Genomic DNA, 15,907 nt, shown 5'->3' with positions numbered 1-15,907 from the left:
ATTTTTATTGATTCGATAATGAATTTTTGTGGATGATTATTTACGTATCGACAAACAGATTTTATTGATAAGGAAAAAATATTTCGTTGGAAAAATGCTTATTTAGCCAATATTGTTCACTGGAAACATGACCATCGATTCCTATTGAGGACAAGACAATGATTGACAGTGATATTCGTATTGGAGAAAGACGATTTTTCGACAATGTAGCCTTCCCGCGTGGTTTCGGGAAATGTGGGAATTTCACTATTTCAGAAGATGAAATTCTTACCACCTTTGGGCAAACCCTAATAGCGCTGGAGCTTGGAGAGATTCTGCCGGTCAATGCAGAAGAGCGGCACTTTATTAAAGTGTTGCATAACCCGGGAAAAGCAAAGAGTAAAATTGAACGTACGTGGTTAAAGTACCTTCAGTTAGCCAGAGGCCGAAAAACGTTCCACACATTAAATAGCCGAGGAAAGTACCAGTCAGTTATGGCCATTCATTCGGATTATTCTGATGAAGCTGTTGAAGCGTATTAAATAGAATTTAAATAAAAAGCCGGAGTGGATGCTTAACCACTCCGGCTTATTTTTATTGCAGTAGCTGTTGTAGTTGTAATCTTTCTTGCGGCGTCATTTGGGTTTTATTCAGAAAAGGCATATCTTGAGTATGAACAGAGCGCGCTAATATTCGTGGTGCCCAGCGTTCAATCTCCGGCCAATTATCAAACTTTGCCCCTCCGGGTGCAATGGTAAAGACGTCATCACTGGGTGATTGGCTGTGGCAGCTTACGCAGCGCTGGTCAATAATGGTCATGACCACCTGCTGAGACTCCGTCAGGGCAGTGGATGGCAACGACTGCTTCGTAGCTGTTGCCATATTAGAATGCGGGTGGTTGGTTGGGTAACTCACTGCTATCGCTAGCGCGCACAATCCTGTCACACCACTTATGGCAACCCAGGGCTGCTTTTGACCCGAATGCTTTAGGTTAAAATAGTGCCGAACCCATGCGCTAAGCAGTAAAATTGCCATGCCCACCAGCCAATTATTGGCATGTTGATACACCATCGGGTAGTGATTGCTGATCATCAAAAAAACGATCGGAAGGGTAAAGTAATTGTTGTGGATGGAGCGTCTTTTTCCTTCAAGCCCTGGTTTGGGGTCGATGGGCTGCTTCGCCGCCACCTGAGCCACCATTTTTCGTTGCCCCGGAATGATGCTAATGAACACGTTACTGGCCATAATGGTGCCAATTAACGCTCCCATATGAATGAACGCGCCACGCCCACTAAATGCATGACAGAACAGGTAAAAGAACAGCGTTCCTGCAATAACTAAGCTTGCCATTAACGAGATTTTTGTGCGAGACAGTGGTGAGCGCAATATGATTTCATAGGTCATTAACCCAACAAGGATCGCGCCTAACCCTAAGCCAATGGCTTGAGGGCCGCTGAGATCTAATACTTGTGGGTCGACCAAATAGGCCGCTGCGTTGAAATAGTACATCCAGACCAGCAGCGCAGTCCCTGTGAGCCACGTGGTGTACGCTTCCCATTTAAACCAATGCAAGGTTTCAGGCATCTCTTTGGGGCCTGCTTGGTATTTGGCCACTTCGTAAAACCCACCACCGTGCACTGCCCACAAATCGCCCTTAATGCCGCGATCTTGTTTCCATTGCGGAGGGGTTTTTAGGCTGTTGTCTAGCCAAGTGAAGTAAAAACTCGCACCAATCCAAGCTATCGCACAGATGACATGGAACCATTTAATGAAGAGTGCAATCCACTCGTAGAGTTGTGGCCACATGACGTTGCTCCTTTTTGATACACTTGTTGTCCATTAACGTAGGTTTTTTCGATCAGGCGTTCATCGCCTAATGTGATGGCGGCAAAAAGCTGCTCATCGAGGGTTTTGCAGCGCACTAATCGCTGCTGCAACATTGGGGTGGCCATTAAGTCGAGTTCGATAAAATCGGCTTCTGTGCCAGCGTTCAAATTACCAATCTGATCGCTAAGTCCCATGGCAGTCGCCGCCCCTTGAGTACAGAGGTAAAGCGATTCGAAAGGGTTTAGGCTCAGTGATTGAAGCTGGCAAATTTTGTAGGCGTCCGCTTGATTGGCAAATAAGCTAAGGCTGGTTCCTGCGCCAACATCACTGGCAATAGACACCGGAATGTTATGGTCTTGCATTGCGCCATAATCAAACAGACCACTGCCTAAAAATAAGTTGGACGAGGGGCAAAAACTGACGCTAGCGCCTGAACGTGATAGCGCTGTATATTCACGGGAGTTTAAGTGAATGGCATGCCCAAATAGCGCGCGGTCGCGTACAAGATCGTAGCGTTCGTACACGCCTAAGTATTCGGGGCAACTTGGATAAAGCTCTTTGATCCATTCTACTTCACCGAGATTTTCACTTAGGTGGGTTTGGATGAAAGTGTCTGGGTGCTCATTGGCTAATTGACCGGCTTTGGCTAACTGCTCTGGGCTGCTGGTAGGCGCAAAGCGAGGGGTAATTGCGTACAAAGCGCGACCTTGTTTGTGCCAACGTTCAATCAGCGTCTTACTCTCTCTATAGCCACTTTCAGCAGTGTCTTGTAACGCCTCTGGGCAAAATCGGTCCATCAATACTTTGCCGCAAATCATACGAGCGTTATACCGCTGAGCTGCTTCAAATAGAGCGTCGACCGACTGGGTGTGAACGGTGGCGAAGATACTGGCGGTGGTTGTGCCGTGAGCGAATAGCTGCTCCACGAAAAAGCTTGCTTGCGCTTGTGCGTAATGCGGGTTGGAAAACTGCATTTCGGTGGGGAAGGTGTATTCATTGAGCCAGTCTAGAAGCTGCTTGCCAAAGCTTGCGATCATTTCGATTTGTGGGAAATGGACATGGCTGTCTATCAGCCCTGGCAATAGAAGTCCTTTGTGTAACTCAACCTCGCCTTGTTCAAGACGTTGCTGATTGGTGCGGTCACTAAAAAACGCCTTTGCCTCACCGATATGACATATTCTACCGTTTTCGACGACCAATACGCCGTCGCTAATGTATTGGTAGTTATTGGCCGGATCGATGGTCGATTTTGGAAAGTGCAGTAAACTGCCGCGATGTATTTGTTGGTTCATACTAACTGCCTCGATAGGTGGAGTACGCGTAAGGCGATAACAGTAATGGGATGTGGTAACCCTGCTCTGGGTCGACGGTAAAGTGCACATCGACAAACGGGTAGAAGGCGCTCTTATACTGCGCAAGGCAGTAATCAGCGGTATAAAATCGCAGCTGTAAAGTGTTGCTTTCGATGCTCTGGTTGCTGGTATCAAGGACGACTCGGCCATCGATATCGGTGATCCCAGTGGCGATGGGTTGCTGCTGGCCTAACACAAATAGCGAGACGTCAATGTTTGGTGCTGGCAAGCCTTGTGCGGTATCCAGTACATGACAACTGATGGTCGGCAGTGAAGTACTTTTGCCAGTAGGTTGTTGGCTCATTTTAGAGTCTCCAAAATAAGGTTATCGAGTCTAATCATCGAAATTTTTCGTTGCTCGGTGGTGGCTGTGTCAAATTCTTGTTGAGCATCGCGTCGAATGCGTCGTTTGAGTTCTATCAGCATCGAGGCTGCGCTTTGACCGGTGGCGCAGACGATAAATATAAAGCCAAAGCGCTCGACATAATCTTGATTGAGGGTGAGTAATGAGCGCAGCTCATGCTCGGAGGCGCTTTTAGTCCCAGACTGCTCCTGTTCACTCAAAGCGGCCCCTTGGGCGTACTTTTTCTTGAGTGATTCTAAATTGCCGATCATTGGGTGCCCGGCGAAGGCTTCAAGCCAATCTTTTCGTGATAACTCATCAAACGCTTGCGTTGCCGATTTTATAAGGTGCTCTCGACTCACAAATGGCGCTTTTTGCCCCATAACCTGTTGCCAATGCGCACTGCTGCAAACGGTTTGCAGTTGGTCGCAGGTTAGGTCGATAAAGACCATGTCGTCAGTGATAGGCAGTGGATTATCCATGGTTACTTCCCTCCAAAGGCATCGCCGCTATTTGCTTGCGCGCCAGATTGGCCTGTTGCCATTGGAGCTCGTTTGCTTTCTTCGAGGTGACTTGCTTAGAGGAGACTTGCTCAGCGGTGTTTAGCTTCGCAGTGGATGTTGGCTCGTGTGTTAGCGGGCGATTTTTCTCAAATTGCTGCATCAACTGAGCCGCTACCGAAACTGCAACTTGCATTGGCAATTTGCCTTTGATGTCGGGATGTCCAATAGGGCAGGTTAACTTTTCAAGCAGTTGGCTATTGTCCAATGACTGGTTTAAGCGATAGCGAAATCGCTGGTTTTTAGACGCAGAGCCAATAAGTCCCACAAAGGGAAGGCGAGGGTTTTGTAAAGCTTGTTCTGCCAGTTCGTAATCGAGAGCGTGATCATGGGTCATGATCACCACCAAGGTATTATTGGGTAATCCCCGTATCGCGGACTCTGCGCAGTTAAAAGACTGCGTGGCCACACCCAGTGCGCTGCACGTCGACAACCAATCGTCTCTGTGATCGTAGACGGTGACGGCGCAAGGCAGTTTCGCCAATATAGTGCATAAAGCTTGACCAACATGGCCTGCGCCAAAGAGAGCGACCCTTTGGGGCGCGGTATTGAAATACTCAAGCAGTACTTGAACCGCTCCCCCGCAACACTGCGCTAAGTCGGCGGTGAGCGCAAAGCGGATGATTTCCGTCTGATTGGCGTTGGGCTCACTGAGGCGATGGGTTAATTGCTCCCGAGCATGATTAATGATCTGGTGCTCTAAGTTACCGCCGCCTAGCGTGTCATACTGACTCGACTCGGTGATCACAATTTTACTGCCACTGTCTCTTGGCACGGATCCCATATGCGCGATAACGGTGGCGATGCAATAAGCTTGCGCCTCTAATTCCAACCACTGACACGCCTCTAGCCAGGAAAGGGAAGGGGAATGTAACGGTTGGGGCTTTAGTGTATTCATACCCACTCCTTAGCTCGCGAGTCCGTGGATTTAACCTCGGCGCGCGTGTAACCTATTTGTTCATACTGAGCCATGCATTGCTGCAAGATTTGTTCACCCGTCGCGGGGGCTTGCAGCTTAGGAGCAATAGTGTGATCGCTGATCGAACCAATGGCGTCGTAGACGGCGCACCACACGCTAATGGCATGCATAAAGGGCGGCTCACCTACCGCTTTAGAGCGGTAAATACTATGTTCCGGATTGGCGTGTTCACTCAGTGAAATATTGAGTTGTGCTGGGTAGTCACCAATGGTGGGAATTTTATAGTTCATCGGACTATTGCTGGCGAGTTTACCACTGTCGTCCCAGCGCAAATCCTCGGTTGTGAGCCAGCCCATACCTTGAATAAAGGCGCCTTCTATTTGACCATAGTCTAGGGCTGGGTTAAGGCTGTTACCCACGTCATGCACAATGTCGACTCGGTCTACTTGCATTTCACCAGTGAGTGTATCGATGGTGACTTCACTGCATGACGCGCCTAATGAGAAGTAGAAAAAAGGTCGACCCACCGATTTTTCCATATCAAACCAAATTTTTGGGGTTTTGTAGAAGCCATTGCTAGAAAGTGATACGCGGGCAAAGTAAGCCTCTTGGACAAGCTTGTGCCACGAGAGTCTGAATTCTCCACTCACGAGCTCATCCGCAACAATCTCAATGGGCTCGCTGAGTTTGTAGTGCTGCTGAGCAAAATTGATCAAACGCTCTTTAATCGTTTTGGCGGCATTGTGCGCAGCCATTCCATTGAGATCGGCGCCTGATGACGCCGCAGTGGGCGAGGTGTTAGGCACTTTATCGGTGCGCGTCGACGTCACCAAAATGTGTTGATAGTCGATCCCTAATGTTTGAGCCACAATTTGCCCCACCTTGGTATGCAATCCTTGACCCATTTCCGTACCGCCGTGAGATACCTGAACACTGCCATCGGTGTAGACGTGAACCAGCGCTCCAGCTTGATTTAAATGGGTAGCAGTAAATGAAATGCCGAATTTGACGGGGGTGAGTGCGAGTCCTTTTTTAAGTACTGGGTTGGTTTTATTCCACTGCTGAATAGCCAGACGTCGCTTGCGATAAATGGCGCTCTGTTCAAGCTGCTCGATGATCGCTTTCATTTCGTTGGTTTGTTCCACCTCCTGACCATAGGGGGTGATGTTTTTGTCGTCTCGATAGAGGTTAGCGAGACGAATATCTAATGCATCTTTGCCTGTCGCGATCGCTAAGTGTTGCATCGCCGCTTCGATGGTGATCATTCCTTGTGGACCACCAAATCCTCTAAAGGCGGTATGCGACACGGTGTCGGTCGCTAATCGGTTTCCGGTGATCGTCGCTTTATTGAGGTAGTAGGCGTTGTCAGCGTGAAACATGGCTCGGTCAACAATAGCGCCGGATAGGTCCGCCGAGTGACCGCATAATCCATTTACTGTAATCGATGCGCTATTGATGACACCTTCTGAGCTTGCGGACAGTTGATAGTGGTTGTGAAAAGGGTGGCGCTTACCGGTCATGGACATATCCATGCCGCGAGGCAAACGCATTTTTACTGCTTTACCAGTATGGTGGACGCCTAAGCTGGCAAGACACGCCCATTGAGCAGCTTGCGACTCTTTGCCACCAAATCCGCCGCCCATTCGCCTCATATCGACGGTGACCTGATTAAAAGGGATCCCAAGAACTTCAGCGACTAGAGTTTGTACCTCGGTTGGGTGCTGACTAGAACTGCGAACAAATATCCCGCGGTCTTCGCTTGGCATCGCCAAACTAATTTGACCTTCAAGGTAGAAATGTTCTTGGCCGCCAATCGACAGAGAGGAATTGATGATAACGTCGTCAGCACTTGACGTGTCGCTGTGCCCTTCGCTGGATGTTTCGATGTGGTTTGGCGTGATAAATTGTCGGGCTGGCAATATGTGTGGCTCTCGCTCGGCGCTGTCGAATGCCACGGATGCAGGTTGATCCATGAGTGTGATCGACGCGAGCTTTGCCGCCTGCCAAGCGCTGCGGTGAGAGGTTGCGAGAACTAAAGCAATGGGCTGACTGTGATATTTAATCTGACCATCAGCAAGCAGTGGATCACCCTCGAAGATGGGGCCAATATCCGATTTTCCTGGTATATCAGCGGCCGTTAGTACTTTCACTACATCGGGGTGCTGCTCAACGGCGCTTAAATCGATGGATTGAATCACACCTTTTGCCACGTCACTGACCACCACGGCCGCATGTAAAGCGCCAGCTGGTAGCACAATGTCGTCAATAAAAAGCGCGTCGCCACGGGTCTGTTTGATGGCGCTTTCATGGTGTTTGCTTTTGCCTACCACTTTCCATGACGTTGTCGCTTCAGTGGAAGCAGTAGAATTTGCAGGAGGAGTAAGTTTACGCATGTTGGCTTAACCTCGTATCGATAGAGTGGCACTCGAAATAGAATCGTTGTATTAGGCTTTGCAGCAGTTGAATCCGATACTGAGCACTGCCTCTTACATCGGACAGTGGGTGAACGATCTCTGGAATAGCAGACTTCACTCGGTTAACCAGCGTTTGACTAAATTCGCTGCCCAACATGATCGACTCAAGCGGAGCCAGGCGAACAGAGCGGGCCGCCACGCCACCTGCCGCGATGCAGCACTGCTTAATACGGCGATCATTTCCAATCGCTAAATTGATGCCGAGCACGACCGTCGAAATATCATCTTCAAAACGTTTGCTGACTTTATAAATTCGGTGTTGCTGATTCAGGTTGGGTTTGGGCAGATGTATGGCGCTCACCCATTGGCCGGGTTTTAAGCGTGTTTCACGGTAGCCGGTAATGTAGTCTTCGGTCTTAAACAGCTGCTTCGTTTGTCCATCATCCACTTCTACCTTGCCCGATAAACTGATCAAAAGAGGCGCAATATCACCAATGGGGGAGGCGTGACTAAGACTGCCTCCGAGTGTGGCGCGGTTGCGAATGGTTAAACTGCCTAAACGCTCAAATACTTCGTTGGTGGTTGGAAAGTGGGTATTGAAAAAAGCGTGTACTTTAACCAACGGAACGGCAGCCCCCACTCGCCAGTAGGTGCTGTGCTCGGTGATGGAACCTAAATCATCGACCTGTGTTAGGTCGATAAATTGCGAAATGTCGTTAAGTTGTTGCGTGATCTCTAAGGCCAGATCTGTACCTCCAGCGACAAAGCGCGCGTCTGGATGTTGTTTTATGGCTTTTGCGAGATCGAGGCGGCTTGTCGGTGTTTGGTAATGAGGCAGTGAAAGGGGTTCACAGTGCTGCATCCAGTGAATAGCTGCGGCTTCTTTTTCGAGATCAACAGCGCTAGGCTCCAGTTCATTAATGGCGTTAGCAGCGTCAATGATTGGTCCATAACCGGTGCAGCGACACAGATTTCCTGCCAAATAATCTAAGGGATGTTCGGTTTTGCTTTTTTGCGCTGCAAGGGCAAACAAAGACATGACGATCCCTGGCGTACAAAAACCGCATTGAGTGGCGTGTTTGTCGACCAAAATTTGCTGAATTGGATGCAAATTGTCGCTTTGCTTTAAATACTCAACCGTTAGGACTTGTTTACCATGTAAGGCGTGCAACGGGGTAATGCACGCATTGATCTGTTGATAACGCAGATTGTTTGATGAGGCGTCAGCCAACTCGACCATAACAACGGTGCAGGCACCACAATCGCCACTGCCACACCCTTCTTTGGTGCCTGTGAGCCCTTGTTGCTCACGCAAATAGGCGAGCAGCATGGTATCGGCTGTGGCTCCATTAATAACCTGTATCTGGTCGTTAAACATGATCTCTAACATTATGGTTTTCCTAACGTTTTAAAAAGCTGTCCAATTGGTCAATTTATTGGTTATAAAAAAGCTCACCGCTGAACCTGTTTGGTTCAACCGGTGAGCTAAAGGGGGTTAGTTAGGAATAGTGGCGTCGATGCCTTCAACGTACCAGTTCACACCGGCTAACTCGTTATCGGTTAAAGTGTGACCTGCAGGAACCACTTCGTTTCCTTGATTGTCCTTGATTGGACCGGTAAACGGATGGAACTCGCCAGATTTAATCAACTTGTGGGTTGAATCAATGGCTTCTTTCAGCTCGGCTGGAAGATCAGGATTGATAGAGACAATCTGCAAAATGTCATCAGCAAATCCACCCCAGTAATCTTCCGGTGCCCAGCTATCGCTCATGACTTCTTCGACAGTTCGAATGTAGTGTGGAGCCCAAACATCACGCACTGAGAACATGTGCGATTTTGGCGCAAACGAACTCATATCAGATGCTTGACCAATACCCATCACGCCGCGTTTTTCGGCCGCAATCAGCGGTGCTGGGCTGTCGGTGTGCTGTAAAATGACGTCAACGCCTTGATCCATCAGCGCGTTAGCTGCGTCGGACTCTTTACCTGGGTCATACCAAGTATTTACCCATACAATTTTGATTTCGATATCAGGGTTGACGCTTTTTGCACCCATATACACCGAGTTAATATCGCGGATCACTTCTGGGATCGGGAAAGAGGCGATGTAGCCAATGGTATTGGTTTTAGTGGTCATTCCTGCCGCAACACCCGAGACGTAACGACCCTCGTAGGTACGCAGTGCATACGTCGACAGATTGTCGCTACGCTTATACCCAGTAGCGTGCTCAAAGGTGACATCAGGAAAACGCTTAGATGCTTTAAGTGTTGGGTTCATAAAGCCAAAAGAGGTTGTAAAAATGACATCGTGTCCTGATTTTGCTAATTGAGTGATCACTCGCTCGGCGTCAGCACCTTCGGGGACGTTTTCTACGTATGTGGTTTCAACTTTGCCAGCAAAGTGCTGCTCCATTTCCTTACGGCCAAGGTCGTGCTCATAACTCCAACCGTGGTCACCGACGGGACCGACATAGACAAAACCCACTTTAAGCGGATCGTCTGCCAATAGCTGCCCAGAATATAACGTTGCTAAGGAAACCGCTGTGGCAGTTAACCATTTTTTCAGTTGCATAGAATAGTCCTTCATCGCTTTCTCCATCACTGCTGACCGTAGTCAGCACATTTTTGTTTGTTACTGATATGTTGTGTTTGCAAAAAGTTGACCAATTGGTCGTGTTTTTTGTGTTACGGAGTGAGTTATATTTTGTTTCTTTATTTTTCAATAACTTATGCGTGTATTGTTTTCGTGGATTAGCTGAGAAGTTAACGGAAATGTAATTTATATGTACCATTTATGCGCAGCTGCACATAAATGATGCATTCAAAAGTGCACAAAAAAAGAGAGCGGATTAAGGCTCTCTTTATCTTGTTGTGTAGACCCGACTAAAAGAAGCGGAAAGTTAGACGCGTGCGTCGAAGGGTTTACCAAGGCTCATTGGGGTCGCAAGCTTTTGCTTAAGCGCATTAGAGCTTATGAGGACCATGACAATGATGGTGGCCAAATAGGGGATCATCGCCAGTAAGTTTGGCGATATGTCCACACCCATACCTTGCATCACAAGGTGCAATATGGAAGCGAAACCAAATAGGTAGGCCCCCAGCACTAAATAGCCTATTTTCCATGAAGCAAACACCACCAGTGCGAGCGCTATCCAGCCTCGTCCTGCTGTCATGTTTTCCATCCACATTGGTGTGTACGCAAGGGACAGATAGGCACCGGCTAAGCCGGCCATTGCACCACCAAATAGGGTCGCACCTAGCCTAACTGCCACAACTTTGATCCCTAGCGCGTTGGCGGCGTGAGGATTTTCACCCACCGCTCGTAGTGTGAGTCCAATACGCGTATAGCCCATCACATAAGCGCTTACTGCCACCAAGATAAAACTCAAATACACTAATAAGTCTTGATTAAACAGTAGCGGGCCTAAGAATGGGATTTGACTCAGCCCTGGGATGGCGAATGGCGCGAAACCGTCTAAGGTTGCCCCTACCAGTGAGCTGCCCAAAAACGCACTGAGTCCTGTGCCAAAGATGGTCAGTGCCAGTCCGGTCGCCACTTGGTTGGTATTAAGCTTAAGTGACAAAAGGCCAAACAATAGCGACATGGTCATGCCTGCGACCATCGCTAGCATCACCCCAAACCAAAGGTTACCGGTGTAAAACGCTCCAGCAAACCCTGCCATTGCGCCCATGAGCATCATGCCTTCTTGGCCGAGATTTAACACCCCCGACTTCTCACAAATCAGTTCACCTAGCGCGATCAATAGCAGTGGAGTGCCGGTTTTTAACGCGGCTATAGCCAGTTGTTGAATCAATAGTGCATCCATTAGTTCGCTCCTTGAACGGTCGGTTTGGTTTTGGTTTGAGTGCGTGACTCATCGAGCGCTTGACGGCGGTTTTTATTAGAAGGCCAAGGGACAATTTTAATTTGGTAATAGATTAGAAAATCGCACGCCAGCAAGAAAAACAGCAGCGTTCCTTGAAACAAACCGGTTATCGCTGTAGGCAACCCCAATTCAATCTGCGCGAGATCGGACCCCATATACAGAGTCCCCATGAAAAACGCCGCGAAGATGATAGCAATTGGATTTAATCGCCCTAGATAGGCAACAATTATGGCGGCATAGCCGTAACCAGGTGAAACCGAGGGGATCAGTTGCCCAATGGGACCTGTGACTTCGGCAGCGCCTGCAAGTCCTGCTAGTGCACCAGCGCATAACATGACTGCCCAAATTATCTTTTTGTTTGAAAAACCGCTGTATCGTGCAGCAGACGGCTCTTCACCAAACACGCGAAGTTGAAAACCAGGCACGGTTTTATACAGCACCATGCCTGCGATGATTGCGCAGACCACAGCGACTATAATGCTAATCGTCGCACGGCCTTGCTCCATAATCGTAGGCAGCAAGACTGGATCGGCGAATATTACCGACTCAGGAAAGCCAAAGCCTTGCGGATCAGCTAACGGCCCATGAACGGCCCATAGTAGCGTATACAAACCGACGTAATTGAGCATGATAGTGGTCAGAATTATATTGGTGTGAAAGAGGCGATACAGGAGGGTAGGAATAGCGGCCCACGCCATACCAGCGACAATCCCTACAAGTAAAGCAAGCAGACTGATTGCGGCGCTGCTTTGCTCGGTGGCTTGAACAGCGATGGTGCTGGCGGCGACCGCACCAATGAGAAGCTGACCTTCTGCACCAATGTTCCAAACGTTGGCTTTGTAGCAGAGAGCCAAGCCGACAGCGCACAGCAGCAATGGCGCTGTTTTTACCATTAGCTCGCCCAAATTATAGGGGTCGGTAAGCGGTTGGACGACAAACACGTCCAATGCGTCTAATACACGAATATCCAGCGCATTGAACATTATACTGCTGACACACATAGTGAGTACGATGGCTAATACTGGAGACAGCCACCCCATTAATGCAGAACTTTCTACTCTAGGCTCGACCTTAAGCATGAGCGATATCCTTACGTTCAACGAATGCACCGGCCATCCATTGGCCAATGGTTTCTTTATTCAGTTTATCGACGGGTTCAATAGGCGACAGTTGCCCTTCATACAGTGCGCCAATGCGATCGCAAATCATGTATAACTCGTCTATGTCCTCAGACACCACCAACACACTTGACCCAGCATCGCGAAGGGCAATCAGGTTACGGTGAATGGCACTCGCTGCCGCAATATCTACGCCCCATGTGGGGTGGGCACACAGCAATAGTTTTGGCGTCTGTTCTATCTCTCGTCCGATAATGAATTTTTGAAGGTTGCCCCCAGATAAGCTTTTGGCCTGAGCAGTGTCGCCCGAGCACTTAACTTGGTGGCGCTTGATTAATGTTTGAGTCAATGCTTTCAGTGATTTTTTTGCAATCAGACCAAAACGGATAAAGCGGTGACTGTTTGTCAAAAGCGTATTGTCTATAAGAGACATCTCTGGCACCGCGCCTTGACCTAACCGATTGGTTGGCACGTGAGTGATCCCTTTTAATCGGCGTTGATGAGGATCCAACTGACCAATCTGGGCGTCCATAAACACAATGGATTCATTTGGGATACGAGCATCTTCGCCGCTTAGCGCTTCCAGTAAGTCGTCTTGTCCATTTCCGGCGACACCTGCAATGCCAATGATCTCGCCTTGCTTAATCGATAAGTTCACATCAGTAAGTCCGCAACCAAATGGGTGAGAAGCTGCCAGCGTGAGTTGGTGGGTGCGTAAAAGCTCGTGTTGTGCGTGCTTTTTAGTAAATGAGGTGGTGATCTCCGCTTCGTCGCCCACCATCATGCGGGCGATACTGGCGGAGGTTTCTTGCTTAGGATTACAGTGTCCGCTCACTTTACCGCCACGCAGTATCACCGCTCGATCACATAGCTCGGTCACTTCGTTGAGTTTGTGGCTGATAAACAAAATGGAGCTGCCTTCAGAGGCCAACTGACGCAAAACACGAAATAGCCCAGCTACCTCCAAAGGGGTTAAAACAGAAGTGGGTTCATCCAAAATAAGCAATTTTACATCTTGAATGAGGCAGCGAACGATTTCTACACGTTGACGTTCGCCAATGCTTAAACTGTGCACGTAGCGATCGGGGTCGACGTGTAAATCGTATTTTTGGCTAATGGTGTTAATGCACGCGGAGAGATCTTCAATATCGCGTAAAAATTCTTTGTCGAGCCCAAGCGCAATATTTTCTTTAACCGTCAGGGTTTCGAAAACCGAAAAGTGTTGAAAAACCATACCAATACCTAATGCACGAGCTTGGTTGGGAGATCGAATTGATACTTCTTTGTTTTCCCACAAAATAGCCCCATCGTCAGGTCGATTCACCCCATAGATCATTTTAACTAAGGTTGATTTTCCAGCTCCGTTCTCACCAAGAAGCGCAACGATTTCGCCTTTTTTAATGTCGAAACTGACATTGTCGTTGGCGATTACCCCCGGAAACAATTTACTCAGATTCCACAATTCAATCAGTGGTGTAGAGTCCATGATGACACACTCCCTTGTGCTTACTTTTTGTAACAATGGACTAATTAATGCAATAACTTGACCAAGTGTTCAGAAATGGCATTTGGGGGCTTTGTTGTTCATTTGTTGTGAAAATGTGTCACCCTCTGGTGCAGCTGCACGATGTTGGTGCGATGTTTTGACCTACAAAGAGTCTAGATGGTTGAGTATTCGCAGAGCGATAAAAATTTTTTAATCGCCTTTTGTTCGAATAGGCAATCACTCTTGGAGTGATGAAATACTTGACACAATTTCGCGGTTTATAGATGGTAATGATCTACCGAGACTATGTGATACGATAGCGATAAGGGTTTGAAAAGCAGATGGAAAGTGTTCTAAAAGCAAGTGGTACCATACGTCAACGCAACGAAGCACGCATTTTACAAGCTGCCGCTAAACAGTTTGCTAAACATGGATTTAAAGGGACGTCGTTGCAAGCAATCGCCGATTGTGTGGACCTACCCAAAGCGAATATTCTTTACTATTTCAAGTCGAAAACAGGGTTATATAAAGCGCTCCTTAGCGACATAATGGATATGTGGAATCAGGGGTTTAGCGCCGATAAAGCCCAGCAAGACCCTGCGGCTGTGCTGCGAACCTACATTGAGCAAAAGATGCAATACAGCCGTTCACACCCGCTTCATTCCAAAATATTTGCTATGGAAATTATACAAGGTGCTCCAAACATACGAGATGTCCTTGAACGACCGATGATCCAGTGGACCCACCACCAACATAGCGTGATTGAAAGCTGGGGCGAACAAGGGCTAATGGCCAAAATAGACCCGTACTACCTGCTGTTCATGATCTGGGGCACAACCCAGTTTTACGCCGATTTCGACACGGAAATTACCTTATTAAAAGGTCGAGAATTATCCGACGATGAGTTTTTACAGGCGCAAGAATTTACCGTAAGCACCATTTTACGAGGACTAAATTTAGCGGTTTCGAGCTCTTAAAATTAATTTCCTGAACAATTGGTCAGATTTTTGCTTAACCAACTGATAACAAGTTTGAAATGAAGTGCAAATCCAACAGACAAGTCAATGTCTTGGTGAGCGATTCAGTGTTAATGGTTAGGAGCAGTGATGACCAATCAATACCCAAGGGATCTCATAGGCTATGGAGAGCTTCCCCCAAACCCTCATTGGCCATTTGATGCGAAAATAGCGCTGCAATTTGTAGTGAATTATGAAGAGGGCGGAGAAAATTGTGTTCTTCATGGTGACGAGGGCTCAGAGCAGTTTTTGTCAGAAATTGTCGGAGCCGAGTCATATTCCGATCGTCATTTAAGCATGGAGTCGATATATGAGTACGGCAGTCGAAGTGGATTTTGGCGCTTACATCGATTGTTTAATCAATACCAAATTCCCGTTACTGTGTTTGGAGTGGCCACCGCATTAGAGAGAAATCCAAGCGCTGTCGCTGCAATGCAGCAGTCTAATTGGGAGATTGCTAGTCATGGCCTTCGCTGGATCCATTACCAGCACTTTACTGAGCAGCAAGAGCGCGAGCATATTGAGCAAGCGATTGAGATCCATAAGCGCGTAACTGGCAGTAAACCCAAAGGCTGGTATACCGGACGCACAAGCCCTCACACGCTCAAAATCATCGCAGAGCGAGACGACATTCTCTATTGCGCAGACAGCTACGCCGATGATCTGCCTTATTGGGATACCCAGTACAGTAAGCCATTGTTGATTGTTCCTTATACGTTAGACAGCAATGATATGCGATTTGCTACACCACAAGGCTTTAATACCGGTGAGCATTTCTTCCTATATTTGAAAGACGCCTTTGATGAGCTTTATCAAGAAGGGGCTGATTCACCTAAGATGCTTAGTATCGGCTTGCACTGTCGATTGGCAGGACGTCCTGGCCGATTGGCAGGATTGCGACGCTTTTTAGATTATGTGAAAGGATTTGATGATGTGTGGTGCACAACCCGAGAGGCGATTGCTGAGCATTGGTTAGCGGAGCATCCACATAATACCGCGTCATCGA

Annotated in this window: 13 protein-coding genes and 1 pseudogene; 3 read left to right on the top strand and 11 right to left on the bottom strand. The window is 48.0% G+C overall.

Going from position 1 to position 15,907, the window contains the following annotated elements:
* The first annotated feature begins 158 nt into the window (after positions 1-158).
* A complete protein-coding gene (locus JQC93_RS06430; RefSeq protein WP_205157650.1) occupies positions 159-521 on the top strand; it encodes a DUF413 domain-containing protein in 363 nt (120 codons plus the stop codon).
* A 52-nt stretch (positions 522-573) separates the two neighbouring features.
* Here the strand turns inward: JQC93_RS06430 and JQC93_RS06425 are convergent, their stop codons facing one another.
* The 11 genes from JQC93_RS06425 to JQC93_RS06375 form a co-directional block, all read right to left on the bottom strand.
* Positions 574-1,785, bottom strand: coding sequence for a urate hydroxylase PuuD (locus tag JQC93_RS06425; RefSeq protein ID WP_205157649.1), 1,212 nt, complete (start codon positions 1,783-1,785; stop codon positions 574-576).
* Entirely contained in the window at positions 1,719-3,098 is a 1,380-nt protein-coding gene (gene guaD / locus JQC93_RS06420; protein WP_205157648.1) for a guanine deaminase, read from the bottom strand. Before guaD ends, JQC93_RS06425 begins: the two co-directional genes overlap by 67 nt.
* Before the next feature lies 1 nt (position 3,099).
* Positions 3,100-3,462, bottom strand: coding sequence for a hydroxyisourate hydrolase (uraH, locus tag JQC93_RS06415; RefSeq protein ID WP_236009380.1), 363 nt, complete (start codon positions 3,460-3,462; stop codon positions 3,100-3,102).
* Complete coding sequence (uraD, locus tag JQC93_RS06410; protein WP_172401001.1) at positions 3,459-3,983, bottom strand: 2-oxo-4-hydroxy-4-carboxy-5-ureidoimidazoline decarboxylase; 525 nt, start codon at positions 3,981-3,983, stop codon at positions 3,459-3,461. The genes uraH and uraD overlap by 4 nt, the downstream gene beginning before the upstream one ends.
* The gene (xdhC, locus tag JQC93_RS06405) at positions 3,976-4,959 is read right to left on the bottom strand and encodes a xanthine dehydrogenase accessory protein XdhC (protein ID WP_205157647.1); all 984 of its coding nucleotides are present in this window, start codon (positions 4,957-4,959) and stop codon (positions 3,976-3,978) included. Before xdhC ends, uraD begins: the two co-directional genes overlap by 8 nt.
* A complete protein-coding gene (gene xdhB / locus JQC93_RS06400; protein WP_205157646.1) occupies positions 4,956-7,373 on the bottom strand; it encodes a xanthine dehydrogenase molybdopterin binding subunit in 2,418 nt (805 codons plus the stop codon). The genes xdhC and xdhB overlap by 4 nt, the downstream gene beginning before the upstream one ends.
* Positions 7,366-8,784: a xanthine dehydrogenase small subunit gene (locus tag JQC93_RS06395; protein ID WP_205157645.1), complete on the bottom strand. Its 1,419-nt coding sequence runs from the start codon at positions 8,782-8,784 to the stop codon at positions 7,366-7,368. The genes xdhB and JQC93_RS06395 overlap by 8 nt, the downstream gene beginning before the upstream one ends.
* Positions 8,785-8,889: 105 nt before the next feature.
* Positions 8,890-9,966, bottom strand: coding sequence for a BMP family ABC transporter substrate-binding protein (locus JQC93_RS06390; RefSeq protein ID WP_205157644.1), 1,077 nt, complete (start codon positions 9,964-9,966; stop codon positions 8,890-8,892).
* A 328-nt stretch (positions 9,967-10,294) separates the two neighbouring features.
* Entirely contained in the window at positions 10,295-11,221 is a 927-nt protein-coding gene (locus tag JQC93_RS06385; RefSeq protein WP_205157643.1) for an ABC transporter permease, read from the bottom strand.
* Complete coding sequence (locus tag JQC93_RS06380) at positions 11,221-12,360, bottom strand: ABC transporter permease (protein WP_205157642.1); 1,140 nt, start codon at positions 12,358-12,360, stop codon at positions 11,221-11,223. The genes JQC93_RS06385 and JQC93_RS06380 overlap by 1 nt, the downstream gene beginning before the upstream one ends.
* Positions 12,353-13,885 carry an ABC transporter ATP-binding protein gene (locus tag JQC93_RS06375; protein ID WP_205157641.1) on the bottom strand — a complete coding sequence of 511 codons (1,533 nt, stop codon included), beginning with the start codon at positions 13,883-13,885 and terminating at the stop codon, positions 12,353-12,355. Before JQC93_RS06375 ends, JQC93_RS06380 begins: the two co-directional genes overlap by 8 nt.
* A 341-nt stretch (positions 13,886-14,226) precedes the next feature.
* Between JQC93_RS06375 and JQC93_RS06370 the strand changes: the two genes are divergently transcribed.
* Together JQC93_RS06370 and puuE are read left to right on the top strand one after the other, a co-directional pair.
* Positions 14,227-14,862 (top strand): TetR/AcrR family transcriptional regulator, encoded by a 636-nt coding sequence (locus JQC93_RS06370; protein WP_205157640.1) that lies wholly within the window; start codon positions 14,227-14,229, stop codon positions 14,860-14,862.
* 129 nt (positions 14,863-14,991) lie between these two features.
* Positions 14,992-15,894 (top strand): annotated as a pseudogene (gene puuE / locus JQC93_RS20265) (allantoinase PuuE); the annotation flags it as partial.
* Positions 15,895-15,907 lie beyond the last annotated feature (13 nt).

It is taken from the genome of Vibrio ulleungensis (genome assembly GCF_016900875.1).
Lineage (GTDB): Bacteria > Pseudomonadota > Gammaproteobacteria > Enterobacterales > Vibrionaceae > Vibrio > Vibrio ulleungensis.
Note: the sequence above shows the minus strand (reverse complement) of the source record. Positions and strands in the feature narration are given on the sequence as shown.

Coding starts and splice junctions, on each gene's coding strand:
- JQC93_RS06385 (WP_205157643.1), bottom strand. CDS start 11,221: ATGGATGCACTATTGATTCAACAACTGGCTATAGCCGCGTTAAAAACC.
- JQC93_RS06370 (WP_205157640.1), top strand. CDS start 14,227: ATGGAAAGTGTTCTAAAAGCAAGTGGTACCATACGTCAACGCAACGAA.
- xdhB (WP_205157646.1), bottom strand. CDS start 7,373: ATGCGTAAACTTACTCCTCCTGCAAATTCTACTGCTTCCACTGAAGCG.
- JQC93_RS06395 (WP_205157645.1), bottom strand. CDS start 8,784: ATGTTAGAGATCATGTTTAACGACCAGATACAGGTTATTAATGGAGCC.
- JQC93_RS06375 (WP_205157641.1), bottom strand. CDS start 13,885: ATGGACTCTACACCACTGATTGAATTGTGGAATCTGAGTAAATTGTTT.
- JQC93_RS06430 (WP_205157650.1), top strand. CDS start 159: ATGATTGACAGTGATATTCGTATTGGAGAAAGACGATTTTTCGACAAT.
- xdhC (WP_205157647.1), bottom strand. CDS start 4,959: ATGAATACACTAAAGCCCCAACCGTTACATTCCCCTTCCCTTTCCTGG.
- JQC93_RS06425 (WP_205157649.1), bottom strand. CDS start 1,785: ATGTGGCCACAACTCTACGAGTGGATTGCACTCTTCATTAAATGGTTC.
- uraD (WP_172401001.1), bottom strand. CDS start 3,983: ATGGATAATCCACTGCCTATCACTGACGACATGGTCTTTATCGACCTA.
- uraH (WP_236009380.1), bottom strand. CDS start 3,462: ATGAGCCAACAACCTACTGGCAAAAGTACTTCACTGCCGACCATCAGT.
- JQC93_RS06390 (WP_205157644.1), bottom strand. CDS start 9,966: ATGCAACTGAAAAAATGGTTAACTGCCACAGCGGTTTCCTTAGCAACG.
- guaD (WP_205157648.1), bottom strand. CDS start 3,098: ATGAACCAACAAATACATCGCGGCAGTTTACTGCACTTTCCAAAATCG.
- JQC93_RS06380 (WP_205157642.1), bottom strand. CDS start 12,360: ATGCTTAAGGTCGAGCCTAGAGTAGAAAGTTCTGCATTAATGGGGTGG.